Below are 21694 nucleotides of genomic sequence, written 5' to 3'. Positions count from 1 at the left end.
TCCGCTAACCTTATTACTTGTTATCACGGCTGAGGCTCAGGTCCTCCAGCTCGAAAAGATCGCCCAGCACCGTTGTCGCGTATTGCCCCGGCGACAGGACAAACCGGATGCTCAGGGTAGTGTGATCCAGCCACTCCCAGACAAAATCATCAGGGCGGGCAACCAAAGCGCGACGCTCGGGCTTCATACGGGTGGTCTGGAACAGCTTCGCCAATTCCGGACAAGCGTCCACCACACCACGTTCCAGTTTTTCCTGCGTTCCGGAAGCCAGGGTGCCACCATCCCCCCAGAGAGGACCGGTGGGCTCGCCTGAACCCGGCTCGCCCGACATGACGGCTGTCCAGGTTCCATCTTGAACCCGCTCGGCAAGCACTTGGTTGAACAGCCACGAACGTGCCGCCGAAAAGTACAATACGTTTTTCGACGCACTTCTGCCAGCGCGCCCGCGCTTGCGATTGATTCGGGACGGGTCAAGCTGAACCGCCCGCGAGAGATTCGACCCCTGAAAACCGAAACGCTGGGGACCAAAATAGTTCGGCGCCCCCTGTTTCGCCAAACGCTCAAGCCCGGCTTCCAGGTCGTCGCGGGAACCCGTCACATTGCGCAGGATAATTTCGAAACCATTGAACTGATGATCGCCACGCCTCAACTTGCGGGAATGACGGACCGCCCCATAAACCGGCCAGCGCCGATCGATTTCCAGCATCAGGGCTTTATCCTCAGACTCCTGACCTGGCCGATAAATACTGAACCACTGAACCGTCACCGCGTGCCGGTCTTTCAGGCCGCAAAAACCAACATCGAAAGAACGACAACCCGCCAGCGCAGACAACTCACGGGCTACGTATTCGGTATTATCTCCCGACTTTTCCAGCCGCAGACAAAGATGCTCGCCATCACCGGGCACAACCGCCGGAGTCCTTGCCAGGCCAGCTTCCGATTCCGGCCAAAGCACCTCCGACACCCGGAAATCCTCCGGTGCCGATTTCAGCTCGGCGCGACCGGCCCGAAGGCCACCGGAAACCGGCCAATCCAAGGACCATTGCGCCCTCTTATTCACGGGGAAACCGCCTCAAGCAGACAAACTGCCTGGCAGGCAATGCCCTCGCCCCGCCCGGTAAAGCCCAACTTCTCGGTGGTCGTGGCCTTTACACTCACACGATTAACCGGCACCCCCAGATCCTCGGCAATATTCATCCGGATCGCCTCAATATGCGTCGCCATCCTGGGCGCCTGGGCAATGATGGTGGTATCAATATTGACAACCGCGAAGCCCTCATCCAGCACCCGCTGCATCACACGCCGCAACAAATCCCGACTGTCGGCTCCGGCCCATTCATCGCTGGTATCCGGAAAGAAATGCCCGATATCACCCAACGCAACCGCTCCCAGAAGCGCATCGGCAAGTGCGTGCAGCAGAACATCCCCGTCCGAGTGCGCCTTCAGGCCGTGGCTATGGGGAATCGTCACACCACCAAGAATGACACAATCACCCTCACAGAAAGCATGGACATCAAAGCCCTGACCAATGCGCATGACCATCTCCGAAAAAGAATAGAATACAGTGAATTACTGGCGACCGAGGATAAACTCCGCCAACGCCAGATCCGAGGGAACCGTAATCTTCAGATTATCCGGGCGCCCTTCCACAAGAACCGGCATCTTACCGGAAAACTCCATGGCCGAGGACTCATCCGTAATCCCATGGCCGTCTTCCAGGCACAACGACAGGGCTTTTTTCAATGCGCCGAACCGGAACATCTGCGGCGTCAGCGCACGCCACAACCGGCTCCGATCAACCGTCTCACTCACAACCGGCAAGTTGCCGGCCCCTGCAAGCTTCAACGTATCGGCCACCGGCGCCGCCAGCAAACCGCCCACCGGATGCTCAGACAGCGTGTCAATCAGCCGGGCCAGATCCTCAGAATGAACACAGGGCCGCGCCGCATCATGCACCAGCACCCAGTCATCCTCCGCCGCCTGTCCCTCCAGAGCCACCAGCGCCGACAACACCGAATCCGCACGCTCTTTACCGCCGGTGCAGCTCTGCACCCGATCGTCTCTGGCCGACTCACTCTCCGGCCACCAATGATCCTGCGGATTCAGAGGCACCATACAGCCTTTAAACGGAGCGTTATCCAAGAGACGGGACAGGGTGATATCCAGGATAAAACGGTTATGGATTTTGAGGTATTGCTTTGGGCACTCGGCTTTCATGCGCAGGCCGATGCCGGCAGCGGGAACGATAAGCCAAAGAGAGGGTTTATACATGACGGCACGCACAACGTGGGAAGAAGTGATGGGGGTGTCCTTTCCGGGAATGTCTGTGGCCATGGACGGCCACAGTCAAGCGCACAGGGATGTGCTTGTAGCGTTTCCCGGAAAGGACACCCCCATCGCTTCTAACTCCGAAGCTAATTCTCGACAACGAGGAAAAAGGTCTCATTCTCACGAATCAGGCCAAGATTCATCCGGGCCCGCTCCTCAACTGCGCCCTGCTCATTACGAAGATTCCGCACCTCCGCATAAAGCCGGTCATTCCGGGCAGCCAACTCGGCATTCTCCGCTTTCTGCTCGGCAATCGACTGCTCAAGCGCCCATACCTGCGCAAAGCTGCCCTCCCCGATCCACAGGCGAACCTGCAGCAGGAGTATTAGCACTACGAGTATGGCCCAGAGCGATTTCATGCCGAATCCGTACAGAAAATGAACATCAAAGTATGCGAGTCGAAGGTCAAGTATAGACCTTACAGTAGATTAGCAACAATTTTATGTAACTTACTGTACAAAAAGGCCATCGTGTCTGAATTTTCATTCAGAACGCGATGGCCTTAACATTTTGTTACCTGCCGGAACAGCTCGGCAGGTCAGAAAATGTCGCTAATCCTCAACCCTGACCTTTGATTTCACTCAGGCCACGGTACGGTGCCTTGCCTTCCAGCGCCTCTTCAATGCGCAGCAGCTGGTTGTACTTGGCTACCCGATCGGAGCGGCAAAGCGAACCGGTCTTGATCTGGCCGGCACAGGTTGCAACCGCCAGGTCGGCAATCGTGGTGTCCTCGGTTTCACCGGAACGGTGAGAGATAACCGCCGTGTAGCCGGCATCCTGAGCCATCTTGATAGCGTCCAGCGTCTCAGTCAGGCTACCGATCTGGTTGAACTTGATCAGGATGGAATTACCAACGCCCTTCTCGATACCCTGCTTGAGGATTTTGGTGTTGGTCACGAACAAGTCATCACCCACCAGCTGAACCTTGCTGCCCAGTTTGTCAGTCAGCACTTTCCAGCCATCCCAGTCACTTTCGTCCATTCCGTCTTCAATGGATACGATCGGGAAACGGTCGCACAGACCAGACAGATAATCCGCAAAACCTTCGGAATCGAAACTCTTGCCCTCGCCAGACAACTGATACTGGCCGTCTTTGTAGAATTCGGAAGAGGCGCAGTCCAGAGCCAGGGTCACATCTTTGCCAAGCTCGTAACCGGCTTTATCAACCGCTTCCTTGATGGCAGCCAACGCAGCCTCGTTGGACGGCAGGTTGGGGGCAAAGCCGCCTTCGTCGCCAACCGCGGTGTTCAGGCCCTGGGCCTTGAGCACTTTCTTCAGGCTGTGGAAAATCTCGGCACCCACGCGCAAAGCTTCACTGAAGCTGTTCACAGAGACCGGCTGGACCATGAACTCCTGGATATCAACGTTGTTATCCGCGTGCTCACCACCGTTGAGAATATTCATCATCGGCACCGGCATGGAAAACTTGCCGGAGGTACCGTTAATATCGGCAATGTGCTCATACAGAGGCTTGCCCAGAGAGGCAGCAGCCGCTTTGGCGGCGGCCAGGGATACTGCCAGGATGGCGTTGGCGCCCAGATTGGCTTTGTTGTCGGTGCCATCCAGATCAATCATGATCTGGTCCAGAGCGCGCTGGTCGGCGGCATCTTTGCCAACCAGAGCTTCACGAATGTTGCCGTTAATGGCATCGACTGCCTTCAGAACACCCTTGCCAAGGTAGCGGGAAGCATCACCGTCACGCAGTTCCAGTGCTTCGCGAGAGCCAGTAGAAGCACCGGAGGGCGCACACGCACTGCCAATGGTACCGTCTTCGAGGATAACGTCGGCTTCGACTGTCGGGTTACCGCGGGAATCCAGAACCTCACGGGCCTTGATGTTGGCAATCTTGGTCATTCGAAAATTTCTCCAGATTTTCAGTATCTAAACACTAAGTTGTCTATCAAGCTGGTGCCAGAGCGAGCAACCTATTCAGTATGCAGTCTCTTAAACACCAACACCGCCAATCAGGCGGTGTCGATAGGTTTAAAACTTTTTACCAGATCGTCGACAGCTTTCACCCGCTCCAGAAACGGTTCCAGCTGGCTCAGACGCAAAGCGCAGGGGCCATCACATTTGGCCGAGTCCGGGTCCGGGTGCGCTTCCAGAAACAGGCCCGCCAGCCCCTGAGACATACCCGCCAGGGCCAGATCGGTAACCTGGGCGCGGCGCCCGCCGGCGGAGTCGGCACGGCCGCCTGGCATCTGCAGGGAGTGGGTGACGTCGAAGAACACCGGCACATTCATCTGTTTCATGATGCCGAAACCAAGCATATCCACCACCAGGTTGTTATAGCCGAAGCTGGTGCCGCGCTCACAGAGGATGATCTGGTCGTTGCCGGCTTCTTCGCACTTGCTGATAATGTGCGTCATTTCCTGGGGCGCCAGGAACTGGGCCTTCTTGATATTGATGACCGCACCGGTTTTCGCCATGGCCACAACCAGATCGGTTTGCCGGCTCAGGAAGGCGGGTAGCTGGATGATGTCGCAGACTTGCGCCGCCGCAGCGGCCTGATCCGGCTCGTGCACATCTGAAATGATCGGAACCCCGAACTTGCTCTTGATGTCGGCCAGAATCTGCAGCCCCTTCTCGAGGCCAGGGCCCCGGAAGGAGCTAACAGACGAGCGATTGGCTTTGTCGAAAGAGGCCTTGAAAACGTAGGGAATGCCCAAGCGAGCGCAGACGTCTACGTATTTCTCCGCCACTTCAAACGCCAGTTCCCTGGACTCCAGCACATTCATGCCACCAAACAGCACAAACGGCTTGTTGTTGGCGATTTCGATGCCCGAGACATTCAGGTTGCTGCGCGCCATCATCAGGATCCTTTCTTTTTGGCCAGAGCGGCTTCAACAAAGCCTTTGAACAATGGGTGGCCATCACGCGGTGTGGACGTAAATTCCGGATGGAACTGACACGCCACGAACCAGGGATGATCCGGCGCCTCAACCACTTCCACCAGCTTGCCATCGGCGGATCGACCGGAAATTTGCAGCCCGGCTTCCTCGAGGTTACGCAGGAAATGGTTGTTCACTTCATAACGATGACGATGGCGTTCCCGGATGGTTTTACGACCATAACAGCCAACAATGGTAGAACCTTCGGCCAGCACGCAATCCTGGGCGCCCAGGCGCATGGTGCCGCCCAGATCGGACTCTTCGGTGCGCTCTTCTTTCTCACCGGTGGCATCGAGCCATTCGGTGATCAGGCCAACCACCGGCTCCGGCGTGTGCTCGCGGAACTCGGTGCTGTGGGCATCTTTCAGGCCGGCCACGTTACGGGCGTATTCGATCACCGCCACCTGCATACCCAGACAGATTCCCAGATAAGGAACCTTGTTTTCCCGTGCATACTGGACCGTGCGAATCTTGCCTTCCACACCGCGCTCGCCGAAACCGCCCGGCACCAGAATGGCGTCGGCGGATTCCAGTACACCCGTTCCGTCGCGCTCGATGTCTTCGGAGTCGATGTACTTGATATTAACCTTGGTGAGGGTCTTGATGCCGGCATGGAGTAGCGACTCGATCAGCGATTTATACGCTTCGAGCAATTCCATGTACTTGCCGACCATGGCGATGGTGACTTCCTGCTGCGGATTCATCAGCGCATCGACAACCGCATCCCATTCGCCGAGATCGGCTTCCCGGGCATCCAGATTGAAGCGGTCAATCACCAACTGATCCAGGCCATGCTCGTAAAGCATGCGCGGAATGGCATAGATGGACTTGGCGTCTTGCAGAGGGATAACTGCGCGCTCTTCCACGTTGGTGAACAACGCAATCTTGCGGCGGGAACTGGCGTCCACTTCATGCTCTGAACGGCACAGCAGAATATCAGGCTGCAGGCCGATAGAACGCATTTCCTTCACCGAATGCTGGGTCGGCTTGGTCTTGATCTCGCCTGCAGTGGCAATGTACGGCACCAGGGTCAGATGCATGAACAAGGCGCGCTGAGGGCCGACTTCCACTTTCAACTGGCGGCAGGCCTCGAGGAACGGCAGGGACTCGATATCGCCCACGGTGCCACCGATTTCGATCAGCGCAACGTCTGCGCCAGCAGCACCTTCCACGACCCGGCGTTTGATCTCGTCGGTGATGTGAGGGATAACCTGTACGGTACCGCCGAGGTAATCACCACGACGCTCTTTGCGAATAACTTCCTCATACACCCGGCCGGTGGTGAAGTTGTTGCGCTTGCTCATGGGCGTGCGGATAAAACGCTCATAATGGCCGAGATCAAGGTCGGTTTCCGCGCCGTCTTCGGTGACAAAAACCTCACCGTGCTGGAACGGGCTCATGGTGCCGGGGTCCACGTTGATGTACGGGTCCAGCTTGAGGATGGTGACCTTCAGGCCGCGTGCCTCGAGGATGGCTGCCAGTGAGGCAGACGCAATACCTTTCCCCAAGGAGGACACGACACCGCCGGTGACGAAAATATAACGCGTCATGCAGATTCCGTGATTATCTGGTTCGGTGAAGGAGGGAGATTGTTCATCTCAAGATGGGACGCCAGACTACCAGAAAGCCCCTCTCTACTCAATCAAAATCCCGCTCCACAATCAGCCGCCAGCCGGCGGCATGGGCGCCTCCGGAGTATCGGTCAGAACACCACAAATCGCCAATCGCGATGTACTCTTCCCTACCCTGGGAGACCTCTGAAACCAGCGGTAGTGCGGCTCTTTCCCAGGGCGGCACCGCCTTTTCCTGCAGCCAGGTCTTCAGTGCCTTCGAGGGCCGATCAGCTGAAAATTTCACGCGCTCTCCCCCCTGCCTCGTAGATACCCTTATTTCCGGAGGGACCTGTTCCTGCTGGGGAGACGTCGGCTCTGGCAACAATTGCAGGGTCCACCATCCCCAGCGCATTTTTTTGCCCGCCGCCAGGACCCGGGGCTCGCCCGGACACTGACACTCCGGCACCAGATATAGATGATCGCGATAGCGCCGAACTTGAAAGCCGGCTCCCGGGAGCATTGGTGTACGATCTGGCCCCGCTTCAATCAACTGACCCAGTACGGCGTCCCAATCAGATAAAGCCGGCACCGGCAGGTTGTTCCGGGCGATCCACCAGCGCGCCAGATTGCGACGCTCAAGCGGCGCCAAGGCTGCAAACTCAGCCAGCCGAATACGGCCTTGTGCATCACCACAGGTCTGCCACTGCAATTCCGCCAGCCGCTGGTTAAGAATTTCACTTTCAGCGCAGGCTCTCGCGGTATGAGCCATACGCTTCAGCAGCCCGGGCCAGCGGCGCTTGAGGCCCGGCATAATCGAGTGTCGCAGGAAATTTCTATCGTGCGTTTCGCTCTGATTACTGGGGTCTTCCACCCACTCCATATTTCGCTCACTGGCCACCTGATGCAAACGGGCACGGGATACCCCGAGCCAGGGCCGGTAAAGATGGCCGAACCCGAGCGGCCGGGAGGCAGGCATTCCGGCCAGACCTTTCAACCCGGTACCGCGCAGCATCCTGAACAGCACGGTTTCTGCCTGATCGTCCGCATGATGCGCCATCAACAAGAGATCGTCCGCGGCCAGCATTTCCCGGAACACCTGATAGCGCGCCGCTCTTGCCGCATCCTCAATACCACCGGAAGCAACGTCGACCGATACCCGTCGCACCTCAAGCGGAATAGCCAGCTGCTCGCAAACCGCCCGGCAATGACGCTCGGTTTCCTGGTGATTTGCCTGTAACTGATGGTTGATATGCAAGGCCGTGACCGCCGGATGGACCGCAGCGGCAATTCGCAGAAGCAGAGACGAGTCCAGGCCACCACTCAGGGCCACCCAGATTCGATGACTGGCGGGAAGGTTTTGAACCGGCCCGAGCAAATCGTCGGGCCAGCTGTCCCGGCGAGCGGCGTTACCGCCCGCCATCATAGCGGGTAAGGCGCTCGTACCGGCGAGACACCAGCTCTTCCAGCGGCAGACGGCTTAGCTCGTCGATCCCCTGGGAAAGCGTTTGCTTGAGGGTCTCGGCCATGGTGGCCGGATTCCGGTGCGCACCACCCAACGGCTCATCGATCACGTGATCAGCAACACCGAGTTCTTTCAGACGATCTGCCGTCACCCCCATGGCCTCGGCGGCCTGGGCCGCGTATTCGGCACTTTTCCAGAGAATGGAAGCACAGCCTTCCGGGGAAATCACGGCGTAGGTGGAATACTGCAGCATATTCAACTGGTCACAGACACCAATCGCCAGCGCTCCACCAGAACCACCTTCACCGATGACGGTGGAAATAATCGGCGTTTTCAATCTGGACATGACCGCCAGATTGAACGCGATGGCTTCACTCTGCCCCCGCTCCTCGGCACCGATTCCCGGGTAGGCGCCCGGCGTATCGATGAACGTCAGTATCGGCATATTGAAGCGCTCGGCCATCTCCATCAGACGCAACGCCTTACGGTAACCTTCAGGGCGCGGCATACCGAAGTTTCGCTTGACCTTGTCGCGAACTTCCCGCCCTTTCTGGTGGCCGATAATCATCACCGGCTTGTTATCCAGGCGGGCCGTGCCTCCGATAATCGACAGGTCATCCGCATAACGACGATCGCCGTGCAACTCGTCGAAATCTTCAAACATCAGGTCAATGTAATCCTGGGTGTAAGGCCGACGCGGATGCCGCGCCAGACGGGCAATATCCCAAGACTTCAGATCTGAGAAGATCGACTCGGTGAGACTGACGCTCTTTTTTTTCAGGCGGCTGATTTCATCAGTAATGTTTATGTCGGTGTCATTTCCGACCATTCGAAGCTCTTCAATCTTGGCTTCGAGGTCGGCGATCGGCTGTTCGAAATCCAGGTAATTAGGGTTCATGATGATCCATCATTTTATTGCCAGGCGGGCCAAAGCCCGCCAAAACCAGAATTTGGGACAAAGATAGCAGCGCTGCCGGCACGACTAAAGCGGACATTGGTCTTAATCATAGACCAGTTCCACACACTGGTCGCCCATCAGATGTTTCAGCTCGAACAGCAGGGTGTCGTCTGGCTGTACCCGCCAGGCTTCACCCAGCTCGATGCGGGTACTGGCTTCCGGGCTGCAATACTCAATCCACACCGGACTGCCCTCGCTTCTGAAGGGTCTCAGCGTATTGTCCAATTGCTCAAGAAAACCATTCTGCAACTGCTCTGAGTGCAATGCCAGTTTAATACCGCGACTGAACTGCTGGCGCGCGGTGGCCACGTCCATCACGCTACTGACCCGCATTTTCATCTGCCCCGAGTAGTCGTCATGGCTGACCTGCCCTTCAACAACGATCACCTGATCGGATTGCAGCAATTCCCGGTTCTCGAAAAACGCCTCCGAAAACAGGGTCGCCTCAATCCGGGCACTGCGGTCATCCAGGGTAATGAAACACATAGTGGAACCGGTGCGGGTCTTCATGGTTCGCTGGGCCACCACCAGGCCAGCCACCCGCTGGGGCGACTTATTAGGCTTCAGGTCGGCGATGGAACAGCGCACAAACCGACGGACTTCCCGCTCGTATTCGTCGAAGGGGTGGCCGGTCAAATACAGACCCAGCGTGTCCTTCTCGCCTTTGAGACGCTGTTTTTCAGGCCATTCCCGAACGTGGGCGACATCGGCGTAGGCGTCGTTGTCATCGCCACCACTTTCGAGCATTTCCCCGAACATATCGACCATGCCGGCGGCGTCATTGCGGGACTGCTGGCCTGCCTGTTGAATGGCTTTGTCGATACTTGCCATTAACCGGGCCCGATCCGCCCCCAGCTTATCCATGGCACCGGAACGAATCAGAGCTTCCATGGCTCGCTTGTTCACTTTTTTAAGGTCTACGCGACGACAAAAATCGAATATGTCCTGAAACGGTCCGTCCTTGGCTGCCTCTACGACACTTTCAATGGGCCCTTCACCCAACCCTTTGATGGCGCCAAGGCCATACACAATCTGGCCATCATCATTCACCGTGAAGGCGTAAGACGAGCGGCTGACATCCGGCACGAGCAAATCCAGTTTCATGCTCCGGCATTCTTCCACCAGCGTGACCACCTTGTCGGTGTTTTGCATATCCGCGGTGAGCACCGCCGCCATGAACTCGGCAGGATAATGCGCTTTCAGCCAGAGCGTCTGATAGGACACCAGCGCATAAGCCGCCGAGTGCGACTTATTGAAACCGTAGCCGGCAAATTTTTCCACCAGGTCGAAGATGTTTTCCGCCAGAGTGGTGTCGATGCCGTTCTGTTGGCAGCCATCCAGAAAGAACTGCTTCTGTTTGGCCATTTCCTCGGGCTTTTTCTTGCCCATTGCCCGGCGCAGCATATCGGCGTTACCCAGGCTGTATCCCGCCATCACCTGGGCAATCTGCATAACCTGTTCCTGATACAGGATAACCCCGTAGGTCGGCTCCAGAACCGGCTTCAGGCCAGCATATTGATAATCCGGGTGCGGGAAGGACATCGGCTGGCGACCGTGCTTACGGTCAATAAAGTCGTCTACCATGCCCGACTGCAGAGGACCGGGCCGGAACAGTGCCACCAGGGCGATCATGTCTTCCAGGGAATCCGGCTGCAACCGCCGGATAAGATCCTTCATGCCACGGGATTCCAGCTGGAATACCGCGGTGGTCTCAGCCTTCTTGAGCATCTCGAAGGAGGGAGCATCGTCGAGCGGAATCTCGTTGATGTCCAGTTCCGTCAAACCGCGCTGTTGCCGGCGCGGATTGATCATGTTCAGCGCCCACTTGATGATGGTGAGCGTACGCAGCCCCAGGAAGTCGAACTTGACCAGGCCGGCGTCTTCCACGTCGCCCTTATCGAACTGCGTCACCAAACTGCCACCCTCATCATCGCAGTACAATGGTGAGAAGTCGGTGATTTTGGTGGGTGCGATCACCACACCACCGGCGTGTTTACCGGCGTTACGGCAAACACCCTCGAGTTTCAGCGCCATCTCCCAGATTTCCTGGGCTTCCTCATCGCTTTCGAGGAAGTCTTTCAGCTGGGGTTCCTGCTCGATGGCCTTTTCCAGGGTCATGCCCACTTCAAATGGGATCAGCTTCGACAGCTTGTCCGCCAAGCCATAGGATTTACCCTGCACCCGGGCAACGTCGCGCACTACCGCCTTGGCGGCCATGGTACCGAAGGTGATGATCTGCGACACCGCTTCACGGCCGTACTTCTGAGCCGTGTATTCAATAACCCGATCCCGGCCTTCCATACAGAAGTCGACGTCGAAGTCGGGCATGGATACCCGCTCAGGGTTCAGAAAGCGCTCGAAGAGCAGATCGTATTCCAGTGGGTCCAGGTCGGTAATCAGCTGCGCGTAAGCCACCAGCGAGCCGGCACCGGAACCCCGGCCAGGTCCCACCGGGACGCCGTTGTTCTTGGCCCACTTGATGAAGTCCATAACGATCAGGAAGTAGCCCGGGAACCCCATCTGGATAATGATATCGAGCTCAAAATTCAGGCGCTTGTAATAGGCTTCGCGCTTGGCGTCGTATTCCGGGTCGTCTTTGCTCAGAGTTTTAGCGAGCCGGTCTTCCAGGCCCTCTTCCGACACCTTCCGAAAATATTCATCCATGGTCATACCATCCGGGATCGGATAGTTCGGCAGGAAGTACTCGCCCATCCGGACCTTCACCGAGCAGCGCCGGGCAATCTCGACGGTGTTTTCCACGGCCTCGGGAATGTCCGAGAACAGCTCGACCATTTCCCCGGCACTGCGCAGGTACTGCTGGTCACTGAACCGGCGATCCCGCCTGGGGTCGTCCAGGGTCCGGCTTTCACCGATGCAGACCCGGGCCTCATGGGCTTCGAAATCATCGGCATCAAGAAAGTGCACATCGTTGGTGGCAACCACCGGCAACTCCAGCTCGGCAGCCAGTGCCACACTCATGTGCAGACAGTCTTCGTCGCCGGCCCGACCGGTCCGCTGCAATTCCAGGTAATAACTTCCGGGGTAGAGGCGCATCCAGTAATCGGCCCGCTCCCTGGCCAGTTCTGGCTTGCCGGCCAGCAGAGCCTTGCCGACATCCCCCATTTTCGCGCCGGACAGAACAATTAATCCATTGGCACGGGATTCCAGCCAGGCTCTCTGGATAATCGGCTTGCCATACCTCTGGCCATGGGTATACCCCAACGAAATAATTTCGGTGAGGTTCAGGTAACCATCGTTATCGCGGGCGAGCAACGTCAAGCGGAAAGGGGTTTCCGGCTCGTCCGGGTTCTCCAGCCAGAGATCGGCCCCAATAATGGGTTTCACGCCCGCCCCCATGGAGGCTTTGTAGAAACGCACCAGGGAACACATATTGGACTGTTCGGTCAGGCCGACCGCAGGCATTCCCAGTTCCGCGACGCGGCTGATCAAAGGCTTGACCCTGACCAAGCCATCCACCATGGAATATTCCGAGTGAACGCGTAGGTGTACAAAAGTATCTGTCATGGTCATTCGCCAATCAGTGCCCGGATGTCTTCTTCAGTCTGTGGCCCGAACCGGGCCTCGATCAGCGTGCCTTCCGGATCTACCACGAAGGTTGCCGGTAATGCCATTGGCGCTTGCCAGCCAAAATCCGGCCCGGGGTCTGCGCCCAGCATGGTGAATTCGATGCCCATGCGCTCTCCCAGTTTCACCAGAGGTTCTCCCGAGATGCCATCAAAATTGACACCGAGAACGGCAATATCCGGCGCCTTGTCGAGTTCGTTCAGCTCGGGGATTTCCTCCAGGCACGGCTTGCACCATTCCGCCCAATAGTTCACCAGCACCCATTGCCCCCGGTATTTATCCCAGTTGGTCGGGGTGCCGCCGGCCCGTTCCAGTTCAATCTTTTGACAGCCTGAAAACGCCAACAGCATCAGTATGAATGCCGGCAATGCCAAACGGCGACCGCCATGATAAAAGAGCCCGGACTGAGGGTACTGCAAGGGTATTCCTCCTGTTAGACTACTGCCCACACAAAGTCTGCAATCAATAGGTTAAACGGCAAGGACCATGACAGAAGCTCCCCACATTTTCCATAACCCGAGGTGTTCAAAATCCCGTCAGACCCTGGAGTTGTTGCAGCAAAAAGGCATTGAACCGGAGATTATACGCTACCTTGAGACGCCACCGACAGAGCAGGAACTTCTACACATTCTTGACCTGCTCGGTTGCCAGCCCCGCGACATAATGCGAACCAAGGAGCCGGAGTACCGTGAACAGGCCCTGGACAACGAGAATCTGAGCAGCGAAGCCCTGGTTGAGGCTATGGTAAGAACGCCCAAGCTGATCGAGCGCCCGATCGTGGTGGCCAACGGTAAGGCCGTGATCGGCCGGCCACCGGAAAACGTACTGACTATTATTGAATAACCGGGGCCATTTATGAGCGAATCAACTCCCTACCTGCTGGTGCTCTATTACAGCCGCAGCGGCCAGACTGCCGAAATGGCGAACCATATCGGTCGCGGCGTTGCCCGGGTTGCTGGCATTGAGGCAAAAATTCGCACGGTTCCGCCGGTCTCCCCGGACACCGAGGTCAGCTTACCAGCCGTGCCGGAGTCCGGAGCGCCCTACGCCAGCAAGGACGACCTGGCCAATTCCGTCGGCCTTGCACTGGGTAGCCCGACCCGATTCGGCAACATGGCAGCGCCTCTCAAACATTTTCTGGATGGAACCGGCGACCTGTGGATCAACGGCAAACTGACCGGCAAACCCGCCGGGGCTTTTACCTCCACCGGCAGCCTCCACGGTGGCCAGGAAACAACGCTGATGACCATGATGATGCCGCTACTGCACCACGGCATGGTATTGTGCGGCCTGCCTTACTCCGAAAATGCCTTGAATGAGACCACCACGGGAGGCACCCCGTATGGCCCCTCCCACTGGGCCGGGACCGGCGAACAAAAAACTCTGAGCGAGCATGAGAAAGCCCTGTGCCAGGCTTTCGGAGAGCGTCTCGCACGACTGGCGCTGAAACTGGCCAACTGACACTGGCCGCTCCCCACCAACACCCACTCAAGCGGACCGCTCTATGCTTCACAACGACAAAGCCAGAAACACAGCACGCCTGACTACCGCACTTTACCTGGCCGTGCTCGCCACTTTGCTGGTCACCACCTTCTGGCCGGCACCGGTCGAAGGTGTCTCCATCCCCCTGATGCTAAGCGTCAAGCTATTGCCGTTGCTGGCCTTTGTAGTGCCGGTTTTCCGTGGCCACAACCGCGGGTATATCTGGATGGCGTTCGTACTGATCTTCTATTTCACTCAGGCCGTGGTCAGCGCCTGGCTGTCGGAGGGCGCCGCGGGACCGGTGATCCTGACCATTCTGACCTTCCTGCTGTTTACCGTCGCCATGGTGCACCTGAAGGTCAATCGGCCGGTTGCGAATTGATGGCCTTCCCCCTGATGGCTTGCCGGAATGACTGACAACACCATGACGATGCCAGCTCCGCCCCATCGCCACACCCTGACGCTGAGAGACATCTGCTCCGCTCTGGTGGAGAGTGGCGAAATAACCCAACAAGACGCCGAGAAAGTGCTGACCGCCAATCTGGGCGCGGCATCGGGGAGCGGCCACACTCCCCAGCGACATCCGCTGGAACTGGTAGCCATTGCCGCACTGACCAGCCAGCGTGACGGGCGGACTCTGGACATTGAGCGCCTGACCCACTGGCTGGCCCGCTGGGGAGGCCAGGACTATTACCACATAGACCCTCTGAAAATTGACACCCCCGCCATAGCCCGCGTGATGTCTTACGCCTTCGCCCAGCGCCATGGCATTCTCGCCGTGGAGACCACCCCGGACGAAGTGGTGATTGCCAGCTCCGAACCGTTCAAGCGGGAATGGGAGAGCAACCTGCGGCAAGCGGTACGCCGGGACATTCGGCGCGTTGTTGCCAATCCGGAAGCTATCCGGCGTTACACCGTGGAGTTCTATCAGCTCGCCAGCTCGGTCAGCAAAGCCAGTAGCGGCCAGGCACCTGGTGGCGCGGGCAATCAGAACTTTGAGCAGTTGCTGGATCTCGGCGCCAGTGAGAACCCGGACGCGAACGACCAGCACGTGGTCAAGATTGTTGACTGGTTACTGCAATACGCGTTCGACCAGCGGGCTTCCGATATTCACATAGAACCCCGGAGGAACGTCACCCAGGTTCGGTTTCGTATCGATGGTGTTCTGCACAACGTCTACGAATTTCCGGAGCACGTTGGCGTTGCGGTCACCAGTCGACTGAAAATCCTCGGCCGGCTGAATGTCGCCGAAAAACGCCGCCCCCAGGATGGGCGAATCAAGACCCGCAAGCCCGACAACAGCGAGGTTGAACTCCGGCTGGCCACCATGCCAACGGCGTTCGGCGAGAAAATGGTGATGCGAATCTTTGACCCGGAGGTTCTGCTCAAGTCCTTCGAACAACTGGGCTTCGGCAAGGAAGATCGGGAACGCTGGCATACCATGACCTCTCGCCCCCATGGCATTGTGCTGGTTACGGGGCCAACCGGCTCCGGCAAAACCACCACCCTATACTCCACCCTGAAGCAACTGGCGACTCCCGAACTCAATATCTGCACGATCGAAGATCCGATTGAAATGGTGGAGCCGGCATTCAATCAAATGCAGGTGCAGAATAACATCGACCTGACGTTTGCCCACGGCGTGCGGGCGCTGCTGCGACAGGACCCTGACATCATCATGATCGGTGAAATCCGGGATCTGGAAACCGCAGAAATGGCAGTGCAAGCGGCGCTGACCGGACACCTGGTGCTATCCACCCTGCACACCAATGACGCCCCGAGCGCGATCACCCGCCTGATGGAGCTGGGCATACCGCCGTATCTGATCCGCGCCACCGTGCTGGGTGTGATGGCACAGCGGCTGGCACGGACCCTGTGTCCACACTGCAAGCAACCCGTTGAGCCGGATGCGCAGGCATGGCAGACCCTCACCCGCCCATGGAAAGCGCCACTACCACATCAGTTTCACCAACCCGTGGGGTGCCTGGAGTGCCGTAATACCGGTTACATGGGGCGCGCTGGCGTTTACGAAATCCTGAGCCTGTCAGATAAACTGACCCGACAGATTACCGACCGCTGCGAGCTGGAGCAGCTTCGGCTGGATGCCTACAAAGATGGCATGAAGTCACTGCGGCTCAGCGGCGCCCAGAAAGTGGCATCGGGGCAGACAACCGTGGAAGAGATTCTTCGGGTTACCCCGGAAAGTCAGCGTTAGTGTCACGCGCCAGGGCGAAGACCGCACTGCGCCAGTAAATCCTGCCAGTGCCGGGTATGCCGATCTATCGCCTGGTCCAGCTGCTGCCAGAGGCTGCTATCGACATCCGCTGCCAGGTGGCGCTGGTACCAGGGCATGAAACTCGCCGGCATGACCGTGGTCTGGTGTCGGGCCAATTCCGCAAACCCCTCGATCAGAGAATCCCGGGCCCGGCTGACCTGGCTCATATAGGGCTGTATTTTGCCGATATAGATACTGAAGAAAAAACTTTGCACAATATCCGACTGGTTGTTGGGCCGGCCATTCAGGCAAAGCGGCTGTTCTTCCAGGCGGGCTTGCAGTATCCGGCTGCCCGCGTTCAGGGTACTGATCAAGAGCCTGGCGCTATTGATTGCCTGGCCCGCCAGCACATCCGCCTGCCACCGTTGATGGATTTCGCCGAGATTGTCGAGCGAAACGTCAAGATTCTGAGACAGCAGGCTGTCTACCTGAAGATTCAAGCGCGCCAGGTCGCGAACGAGATCCGAGGCCGGGTTGCCGGTTTCTGAAACCGGGTAATACCCTTTCGACAGGGTAAACTGCCGTTCAATCTCTTCCGTTCCCCAGGTCGCATTCCAGACCGCCAGCGGCAGACTCGCCCGTTTGCTCTCAATAGCAGCCTCGAGCGCATCGGTAAGCCCCTCATCGTCCACTTCGGGCAGGCAAGCCTCGGCCGCGCGAATAAAGCGAACCTCGTAGCGAAGCTGATTGATGGGCTGCATCACCTTACCCATCACGGAATTACGCTCCCCTACCACGTACTGCAACTCGCAGCCGTACAGGGACAGGAAATCGAGCATTCCGAGATCCAGCTCCGGCAACGCCAGTGTGCGTTCGCGACGCCGGGGAGGAATGGAGGCCTCCGGAAGCTTACCCTCGGCCACCTGAGCGGTTTCAAGCACCCGGGCCAATCGCGCCAGGTACTCGTCTGTCATGGATTCAGCGTCGGAAAACGGATTACAGCCGGCAAGCGCCAGGCTGCAGATGCCGGGAACCAGCCACACAAACCAACGACGCCCAGGCATGACTGTCTCCTATCGCTTGCGCAGCAGCGCGTCCACCTCCGAAAAATCTCTGGCCACGACTCGGCCGGTATCGGGCATTTTGCCTTCCCTGACCAGCCAGACCGTTTTCAGCCCGGCTTGCTCAGCGGCTTCAAGCTCCGCTTCCACATCGGACAGAAACAAGACGGTCTTTGCATCAACGCCCAGCTCCGAGAGAATATTGCGATATGAGTCAGGCTCCTTCTTGCCCCCGACTGCCGTATCAAAATAGCCGGAGAAGAAAACCGTAAAGTCACCTTCGTTGCTGTGGCCAAAAATCAACTTTTGAGCCTTGACCGACCCGGAGGAATATACGAAAAGTCTGAGCCCCCGATCATGCCAGCGCTTCAGATAATCGGCAGCATCGGGATAGATATGGCCTTTAAGCTCGCCGCTGTGATAGCCCTGCTCCCAGACCATGCCCTGAAGGATCTTGAGTGAACCTTCCTTGCGATCTTCGGCGATCCAGTTCTGCAGTGTGTCAATGAGCCCGTCGATGTCTTTGGGATCGGTGCCGCTGACGTCTGCCACCCGGGCTAACTGTTCGGCCACTGCAGGCAGAGTATGATGATTGGCTCGGATAAAGCCTGGCAGATGCTCTCTGGCGTAGGGGAATAACACATCGTGAACGAAGGAAATCGAGCTGGTGGTGCCCTCAATGTCCGCCAGGATCACTCGAATCATCGGGCGCCTCCCGCCAGCGTTTCATAACGCGGCAGACGGGACGCGATGTCATCACCGGAAAAACTGGCCACCCAGCCATCCGGATTACTGAACAGCCGGATGCAGGTAAATTCCGGCTCGGGCCCCATATCGAACCAGTGCCGGGTTCCATCCGGAACACTGATCAGGTCATTCTTCTCACACAACAAGGCATAAACCTGATCGCCGAAGTGCAGGTAGAACAGGCCCCGGCCCCGGACGAAGAAGCGCACCTCATCTTCGCTGTGGGTATGCTCATCCAGAAACTTCTGACGGAGTGCGTCTTTCTCGGGGTGATCCGCCGTCAGGCTGACCACATCGGCGGTCGCGAACCCCCAATCCTGCTTCAGAGTCGCCACCTCATCGGCATAGGCCTGCAGAATGTCTTCCTGGCTGGCCTCAGCCGGCAGGTCGCGGGTTGTCCAGCGGTCAAAATGCACACCCTGTTCAGCCAGTGTGCGCCGGATCAGCTCCGGATCTGTAACAACCGTTTGGGCTTGTGCCGGCTGGTTCTGATGGAAAATACTCAAGGTGGTCATCGGCAAACTCTCATGGTTTCCAACTCGCATTCAAAGAGAAATTCGAAGGCTTCAATATGCCGCAGGCAATCGGCCATGCTGCGGCCCCAGGTGTACAGGCCGTGGCCTCGGATCAGGTAGCCGGGCTGTTCCGGATGTTCGGCAAACCATTCGCGGGTTTCGGCAGCCAATGCCGGAATATCCTGGGTGTTATCGAATACCGGCACAATCAACTTGCCTTCGTGGGTTTGCACGCCACTGAAGGCTTTCTGCAGTTCGTAGCCCTCCAGTTCCAGCGCCTGTCCCGCCGGGATCAGGCGGCTGAGCACCGTCGCATTGACCGAATGCGTATGGAGAACCGCGCCAACATCCGGATAGAGCTGGTAGATCACGGTGTGCAGGCGCGTTTCTGCAGAGGATTGGCAGGCGCTTTGTACCGCCTGACCGTTCAGATCCACCACCATGACATCGCCGGCGCCCAACTGCCCCTTGTGTCGCCCCGATACGGTAATGGCCACGTGGTCGGCGTCGATTCGGGCCGAATAGTTGCTGCTGGTAGCGGGCGACCAACCACGACCATAGAGCACGCGACCGGCCTCTACGATGGATTGTGCCGCCGTGGCATATCGGGTTATATCAAACACAGGCAACCTCTGATCTGGCAATGAGTCATCCCGGGCATGGTTTCTGCCGCCTTATAGAAATCCACCGGCCCGGCTTATGCCTTCAGGGGCAACTTGCGCTGACGCTGGCCCGTCAATGCAAACAAGGCATTACCAAGAGCCGGAATCACAGGTGGCACGCCGGGTTCACCAACGCCGGTCGGCGGCTCGTCACTGTCAACGATATCCACCACCATCTCTGGCACCTGACGCATCGACATCAGCCGATAGTCGTGAAAATTGCTTTGCATGACCTCGCCGTTTTCCAGGGTAACCTTGCCATTCAGTGCAGCGGTCAGGCCAAAGATAATGCCTCCGGTCATCTGATCTTCCACGATGCGCGGATTCACCACCTGGCCACAGTCCACGCTGCAGGTGACCTTGAACACCCGGATGTCACCCTTTTCAATACCCGCTTCAACCACCTGGGCAACATAGGTACCGAAACTTTTGAACAGCGCAACACCTCTCGCCCGGCCCTTCGGCGCAGGCTGACTCCAGCCCGCCAGCTCGGTTGCCCGGTCCAGAACCCGGCGGTGGCGGGGTTCGGCGGCCAGCAATTTCCGCCGGAAACTGACCGGATCTTCACCGGCCTCACTGGCAAGCTCATCCATGAATGTTTCAACCGCAAAACCATTGTGGGAATAGCCGACTGACCGCCACCATGTGATCGGCATCCCCGGGTCGGTATGCGTATGCCGGATGCGGACATTGGGCACTTCGTACGGGTAGCCAATCGCACCTTCAATAGCCGACAGATCTTTGGGAGTGGCGATGCCCTCGGCCAGCAAACCTACCCGCCCAAGGGTACTGTAGAGAAACTTGGGTGCCCAGGGGTATTGGGCCGGTGCCGCATTACGCACATACCAGTCCAGGATTTGCGGGCCGACAATCTGATGGTCCCAGCCGGTCAGTTCGCGATTATCCAGACTGCCTTGCATACGGTGCAGCATTGCCGGCCGGTAAAAGCCGTGGCGGGTATCTTCCTCGCGGGACCAGATGAGCTTGACAGGTACTTTCACCTGGTAAGCAACGATGGCCGCTTCCTCGATAAAGTCCTGGGTCAGTCTGCGGCCGAAGCCGCCACCGAGAAAGGTGGTATGAATCGTTACCTGATCCGGGGAAAGGTCGGTATGACGCGCGGCGGCAATGCGCCCCAGGTCCGGTGCCTGGGTCGGCGCCCAGACCTCCATTGCGCCCTCCCGATACCAGGCCGTTGCATTCATGGGTTCCATGGTGGCGTGGGCCAGGTATGGTTGTTCGTACTCGGCCTCGAACACAGAACCCGCGGCCCCGGTAATTGCGTCAGGGTCACCGTCGACGCGCTCGTCTTCGCCGGGGTCATCACTGGCCGCCTGCCGATAGTGCTCAAAAACATCCTCGTTGGATAATGCGATTGCGTCGGCAAAATCCCACTGAATGTCGAGCGCATCCTGTGCCTTGCGCGCACGCCAGTAGCGATCGGCGACAACCGCAACGCCGCGTTCGGTGATAAAAGCGTCCAGCACACCCGGCAGGGCCAGCACCTGATCCCGGTTGAAACTGACGGCAGCTCCGCCATACCTCGGGCTGCGCGTCATCACCGCATAAACCATATCCGGTAATTCCACATCGATCCCGTAAACGGCCTTGCCGGTCGCTTTGGCTTCGGCATCCAGCCGGCCAGCTTGCCTGCCGATGTACTTCCACTCGGAGCGGGGCTTGAGCGGCACATCGCCCCGAATTACCTCTTTGTCGGCCAGCTCGACCAGCTTACCGTAAGGCATGGAGTCCAGGCCGTTGGGGTGCCGGACATAGCTACTTTCGGTTGTGCACTGGCTTGCTTCAACCTGCCACACCCGGGCTGCCGCCATCACCAGCATCAAACGAGCCGAGGCCCCGGCCTCACGCAAGGGCTGCCAGCTCGACGCCACACTGGTGCTGCCACCGGTAAGTTGCAGGCCAAACATGGGATTACGATATTCCGGAGCAACCGGGGCAAATTCCACACGAATGGCATCAGGAGCCACGTCCAGCTCTTCCGCAATAAGTGTGGTCAACCCCGTGTAGGTACCCTGCCCCATCTCAACCCGGTCCAGGGTGAAAATGATCTCGTTGTCGCGGGTAAGCTCAAGCCAGGCGTTCGGTTTCCACTCACCGGTTTCCGGCTGGTAACCCGTCTGCACAGATGCACAGCCCGGCAGGTTCAGTGCCACTAACAATCCGCCGGAGGCCGAGGTGCTGATTTTCAGGAAGTCCCGTCGATTCATCCCCATG

The 21694-nt window shown here is 58.0% G+C and carries 20 protein-coding genes; 4 read left to right on the top strand and 16 right to left on the bottom strand.

The window, feature by feature from the left end:
- Positions 1-13 precede the first annotated feature (13 nt).
- From truD to ACP2AU_RS13440, 11 genes are all read right to left on the bottom strand, one after another.
- Positions 14-1060 carry a tRNA pseudouridine(13) synthase TruD gene (gene truD / locus ACP2AU_RS13490; protein ID WP_426376726.1) on the bottom strand — a complete coding sequence of 349 codons (1047 nt, stop codon included), beginning with the start codon at positions 1058-1060 and terminating at the stop codon, positions 14-16.
- Entirely contained in the window at positions 1057-1536 is a 480-nt protein-coding gene (ispF, locus tag ACP2AU_RS13485; RefSeq protein WP_426376725.1) for a 2-C-methyl-D-erythritol 2,4-cyclodiphosphate synthase, read from the bottom strand. The genes truD and ispF overlap by 4 nt, the downstream gene beginning before the upstream one ends.
- A 33-nt stretch (positions 1537-1569) precedes the next feature.
- Positions 1570-2271, bottom strand: a complete 702-nt coding sequence (gene ispD, locus ACP2AU_RS13480) for a 2-C-methyl-D-erythritol 4-phosphate cytidylyltransferase (protein WP_426376783.1) — start codon at positions 2269-2271, stop codon at positions 1570-1572.
- 143 nt (positions 2272-2414) lie between these two features.
- The gene (locus ACP2AU_RS13475) at positions 2415-2687 is read right to left on the bottom strand and encodes a septum formation initiator family protein (protein WP_426376724.1); all 273 of its coding nucleotides are present in this window, start codon (positions 2685-2687) and stop codon (positions 2415-2417) included.
- 199 nt (positions 2688-2886) lie between these two features.
- Positions 2887-4182, bottom strand: coding sequence for a phosphopyruvate hydratase (gene eno, locus ACP2AU_RS13470; protein WP_426376723.1), 1296 nt, complete (start codon positions 4180-4182; stop codon positions 2887-2889).
- A 110-nt stretch (positions 4183-4292) separates the two neighbouring features.
- On the bottom strand, positions 4293-5138 hold the full coding sequence (gene kdsA / locus ACP2AU_RS13465; protein ID WP_426376782.1) for a 3-deoxy-8-phosphooctulonate synthase: 846 nt from the start codon (positions 5136-5138) through the stop codon (positions 4293-4295).
- A gap of 2 nt (positions 5139-5140) precedes the next feature.
- Entirely contained in the window at positions 5141-6769 is a 1629-nt protein-coding gene (locus ACP2AU_RS13460) for a CTP synthase (protein WP_426376722.1), read from the bottom strand.
- A gap of 88 nt (positions 6770-6857) precedes the next feature.
- On the bottom strand, positions 6858-8195 hold the full coding sequence (tilS, locus tag ACP2AU_RS13455) for a tRNA lysidine(34) synthetase TilS (protein ID WP_426376721.1): 1338 nt from the start codon (positions 8193-8195) through the stop codon (positions 6858-6860).
- A complete protein-coding gene (accA, locus tag ACP2AU_RS13450; protein ID WP_426376720.1) occupies positions 8179-9132 on the bottom strand; it encodes an acetyl-CoA carboxylase carboxyl transferase subunit alpha in 954 nt (317 codons plus the stop codon). The genes tilS and accA overlap by 17 nt, the downstream gene beginning before the upstream one ends.
- Before the next feature lie 102 nt (positions 9133-9234).
- Positions 9235-12717, bottom strand: coding sequence for a DNA polymerase III subunit alpha (gene dnaE, locus ACP2AU_RS13445; RefSeq protein WP_426376719.1), 3483 nt, complete (start codon positions 12715-12717; stop codon positions 9235-9237).
- A gap of 2 nt (positions 12718-12719) precedes the next feature.
- The gene (locus tag ACP2AU_RS13440; RefSeq protein ID WP_426376718.1) at positions 12720-13196 is read right to left on the bottom strand and encodes a TlpA family protein disulfide reductase; all 477 of its coding nucleotides are present in this window, start codon (positions 13194-13196) and stop codon (positions 12720-12722) included.
- 67 nt (positions 13197-13263) lie between these two features.
- Between ACP2AU_RS13440 and arsC the strand changes: the two genes are divergently transcribed.
- Genes arsC through ACP2AU_RS13420 form a run of 4 tightly spaced genes read left to right on the top strand, consistent with a single transcriptional unit; the run spans position 13264 to position 16474 of the window.
- Positions 13264-13620 carry an arsenate reductase (glutaredoxin) gene (gene arsC / locus ACP2AU_RS13435; protein WP_426376717.1) on the top strand — a complete coding sequence of 119 codons (357 nt, stop codon included), beginning with the start codon at positions 13264-13266 and terminating at the stop codon, positions 13618-13620.
- A gap of 12 nt (positions 13621-13632) precedes the next feature.
- On the top strand, positions 13633-14238 hold the full coding sequence (wrbA, locus tag ACP2AU_RS13430; RefSeq protein ID WP_426376716.1) for an NAD(P)H:quinone oxidoreductase: 606 nt from the start codon (positions 13633-13635) through the stop codon (positions 14236-14238).
- A 43-nt stretch (positions 14239-14281) separates the two neighbouring features.
- Complete coding sequence (locus ACP2AU_RS13425; protein WP_426376715.1) at positions 14282-14641, top strand: DUF2069 domain-containing protein; 360 nt, start codon at positions 14282-14284, stop codon at positions 14639-14641.
- 27 nt (positions 14642-14668) lie between these two features.
- A complete protein-coding gene (locus tag ACP2AU_RS13420; protein ID WP_426376714.1) occupies positions 14669-16474 on the top strand; it encodes a GspE/PulE family protein in 1806 nt (601 codons plus the stop codon).
- 2 nt (positions 16475-16476) lie between these two features.
- Here ACP2AU_RS13420 and ACP2AU_RS13415 read toward each other — a convergent pair whose 3' ends face one another.
- The 5 genes from ACP2AU_RS13415 to ACP2AU_RS13395 form a co-directional block, all read right to left on the bottom strand.
- Positions 16477-17538 (bottom strand): DUF3080 domain-containing protein, encoded by a 1062-nt coding sequence (locus ACP2AU_RS13415; RefSeq protein WP_426376713.1) that lies wholly within the window; start codon positions 17536-17538, stop codon positions 16477-16479.
- Positions 17539-17547: 9 nt separating this feature from the next.
- Positions 17548-18240 (bottom strand): acireductone synthase, encoded by a 693-nt coding sequence (gene mtnC / locus ACP2AU_RS13410; RefSeq protein ID WP_426376712.1) that lies wholly within the window; start codon positions 18238-18240, stop codon positions 17548-17550.
- Positions 18237-18797, bottom strand: a complete 561-nt coding sequence (locus ACP2AU_RS13405) for a 1,2-dihydroxy-3-keto-5-methylthiopentene dioxygenase (RefSeq protein ID WP_426376711.1) — start codon at positions 18795-18797, stop codon at positions 18237-18239. The genes mtnC and ACP2AU_RS13405 overlap by 4 nt, the downstream gene beginning before the upstream one ends.
- Positions 18794-19420, bottom strand: coding sequence for a methylthioribulose 1-phosphate dehydratase (locus ACP2AU_RS13400; protein WP_426376710.1), 627 nt, complete (start codon positions 19418-19420; stop codon positions 18794-18796). Before ACP2AU_RS13400 ends, ACP2AU_RS13405 begins: the two co-directional genes overlap by 4 nt.
- Positions 19421-19494: 74 nt before the next feature.
- Positions 19495-21693 (bottom strand): molybdopterin cofactor-binding domain-containing protein, encoded by a 2199-nt coding sequence (locus tag ACP2AU_RS13395; RefSeq protein WP_426376709.1) that lies wholly within the window; start codon positions 21691-21693, stop codon positions 19495-19497.
- Between the last annotated feature and the right edge of the window lies 1 nt (position 21694).

Origin of the sequence: Marinobacter sp. VGCF2001 (genome assembly GCF_049943275.1) — a bacterium.
Lineage (GTDB): Bacteria > Pseudomonadota > Gammaproteobacteria > Pseudomonadales > Oleiphilaceae > Marinobacter.
This window is presented reverse-complemented; position numbering and strand designations above follow the sequence as displayed.

What these genes read in the sequence shown, in the direction of transcription:
- ispF (WP_426376725.1), bottom strand. Translation starts at nt 1,536, where the DNA reads ATGCGCATTGGTCAGGGCTTTGATGTCCATGCTTTCTGTGAGGGTGAT.
- ispD (WP_426376783.1), bottom strand. Translation starts at nt 2,271, where the DNA reads ATGTATAAACCCTCTCTTTGGCTTATCGTTCCCGCTGCCGGCATCGGC.
- ACP2AU_RS13475 (WP_426376724.1), bottom strand. Translation starts at nt 2,687, where the DNA reads ATGAAATCGCTCTGGGCCATACTCGTAGTGCTAATACTCCTGCTGCAG.
- eno (WP_426376723.1), bottom strand. Translation starts at nt 4,182, where the DNA reads ATGACCAAGATTGCCAACATCAAGGCCCGTGAGGTTCTGGATTCCCGC.
- kdsA (WP_426376782.1), bottom strand. Translation starts at nt 5,138, where the DNA reads ATGGCGCGCAGCAACCTGAATGTCTCGGGCATCGAAATCGCCAACAAC.
- ACP2AU_RS13460 (WP_426376722.1), bottom strand. Translation starts at nt 6,769, where the DNA reads ATGACGCGTTATATTTTCGTCACCGGCGGTGTCGTGTCCTCCTTGGGG.
- tilS (WP_426376721.1), bottom strand. Translation starts at nt 8,195, where the DNA reads ATGATGGCGGGCGGTAACGCCGCTCGCCGGGACAGCTGGCCCGACGAT.
- accA (WP_426376720.1), bottom strand. Translation starts at nt 9,132, where the DNA reads ATGAACCCTAATTACCTGGATTTCGAACAGCCGATCGCCGACCTCGAA.
- dnaE (WP_426376719.1), bottom strand. Translation starts at nt 12,717, where the DNA reads ATGACAGATACTTTTGTACACCTACGCGTTCACTCGGAATATTCCATG.
- arsC (WP_426376717.1), top strand. Translation starts at nt 13,264, where the DNA reads ATGACAGAAGCTCCCCACATTTTCCATAACCCGAGGTGTTCAAAATCC.
- wrbA (WP_426376716.1), top strand. Translation starts at nt 13,633, where the DNA reads ATGAGCGAATCAACTCCCTACCTGCTGGTGCTCTATTACAGCCGCAGC.
- ACP2AU_RS13425 (WP_426376715.1), top strand. Translation starts at nt 14,282, where the DNA reads ATGCTTCACAACGACAAAGCCAGAAACACAGCACGCCTGACTACCGCA.
- ACP2AU_RS13420 (WP_426376714.1), top strand. Translation starts at nt 14,669, where the DNA reads ATGACTGACAACACCATGACGATGCCAGCTCCGCCCCATCGCCACACC.
- ACP2AU_RS13415 (WP_426376713.1), bottom strand. Translation starts at nt 17,538, where the DNA reads ATGCCTGGGCGTCGTTGGTTTGTGTGGCTGGTTCCCGGCATCTGCAGC.
- mtnC (WP_426376712.1), bottom strand. Translation starts at nt 18,240, where the DNA reads ATGATTCGAGTGATCCTGGCGGACATTGAGGGCACCACCAGCTCGATT.
- ACP2AU_RS13405 (WP_426376711.1), bottom strand. Translation starts at nt 18,797, where the DNA reads ATGACCACCTTGAGTATTTTCCATCAGAACCAGCCGGCACAAGCCCAA.
- ACP2AU_RS13395 (WP_426376709.1), bottom strand. Translation starts at nt 21,693, where the DNA reads ATGGGGATGAATCGACGGGACTTCCTGAAAATCAGCACCTCGGCCTCC.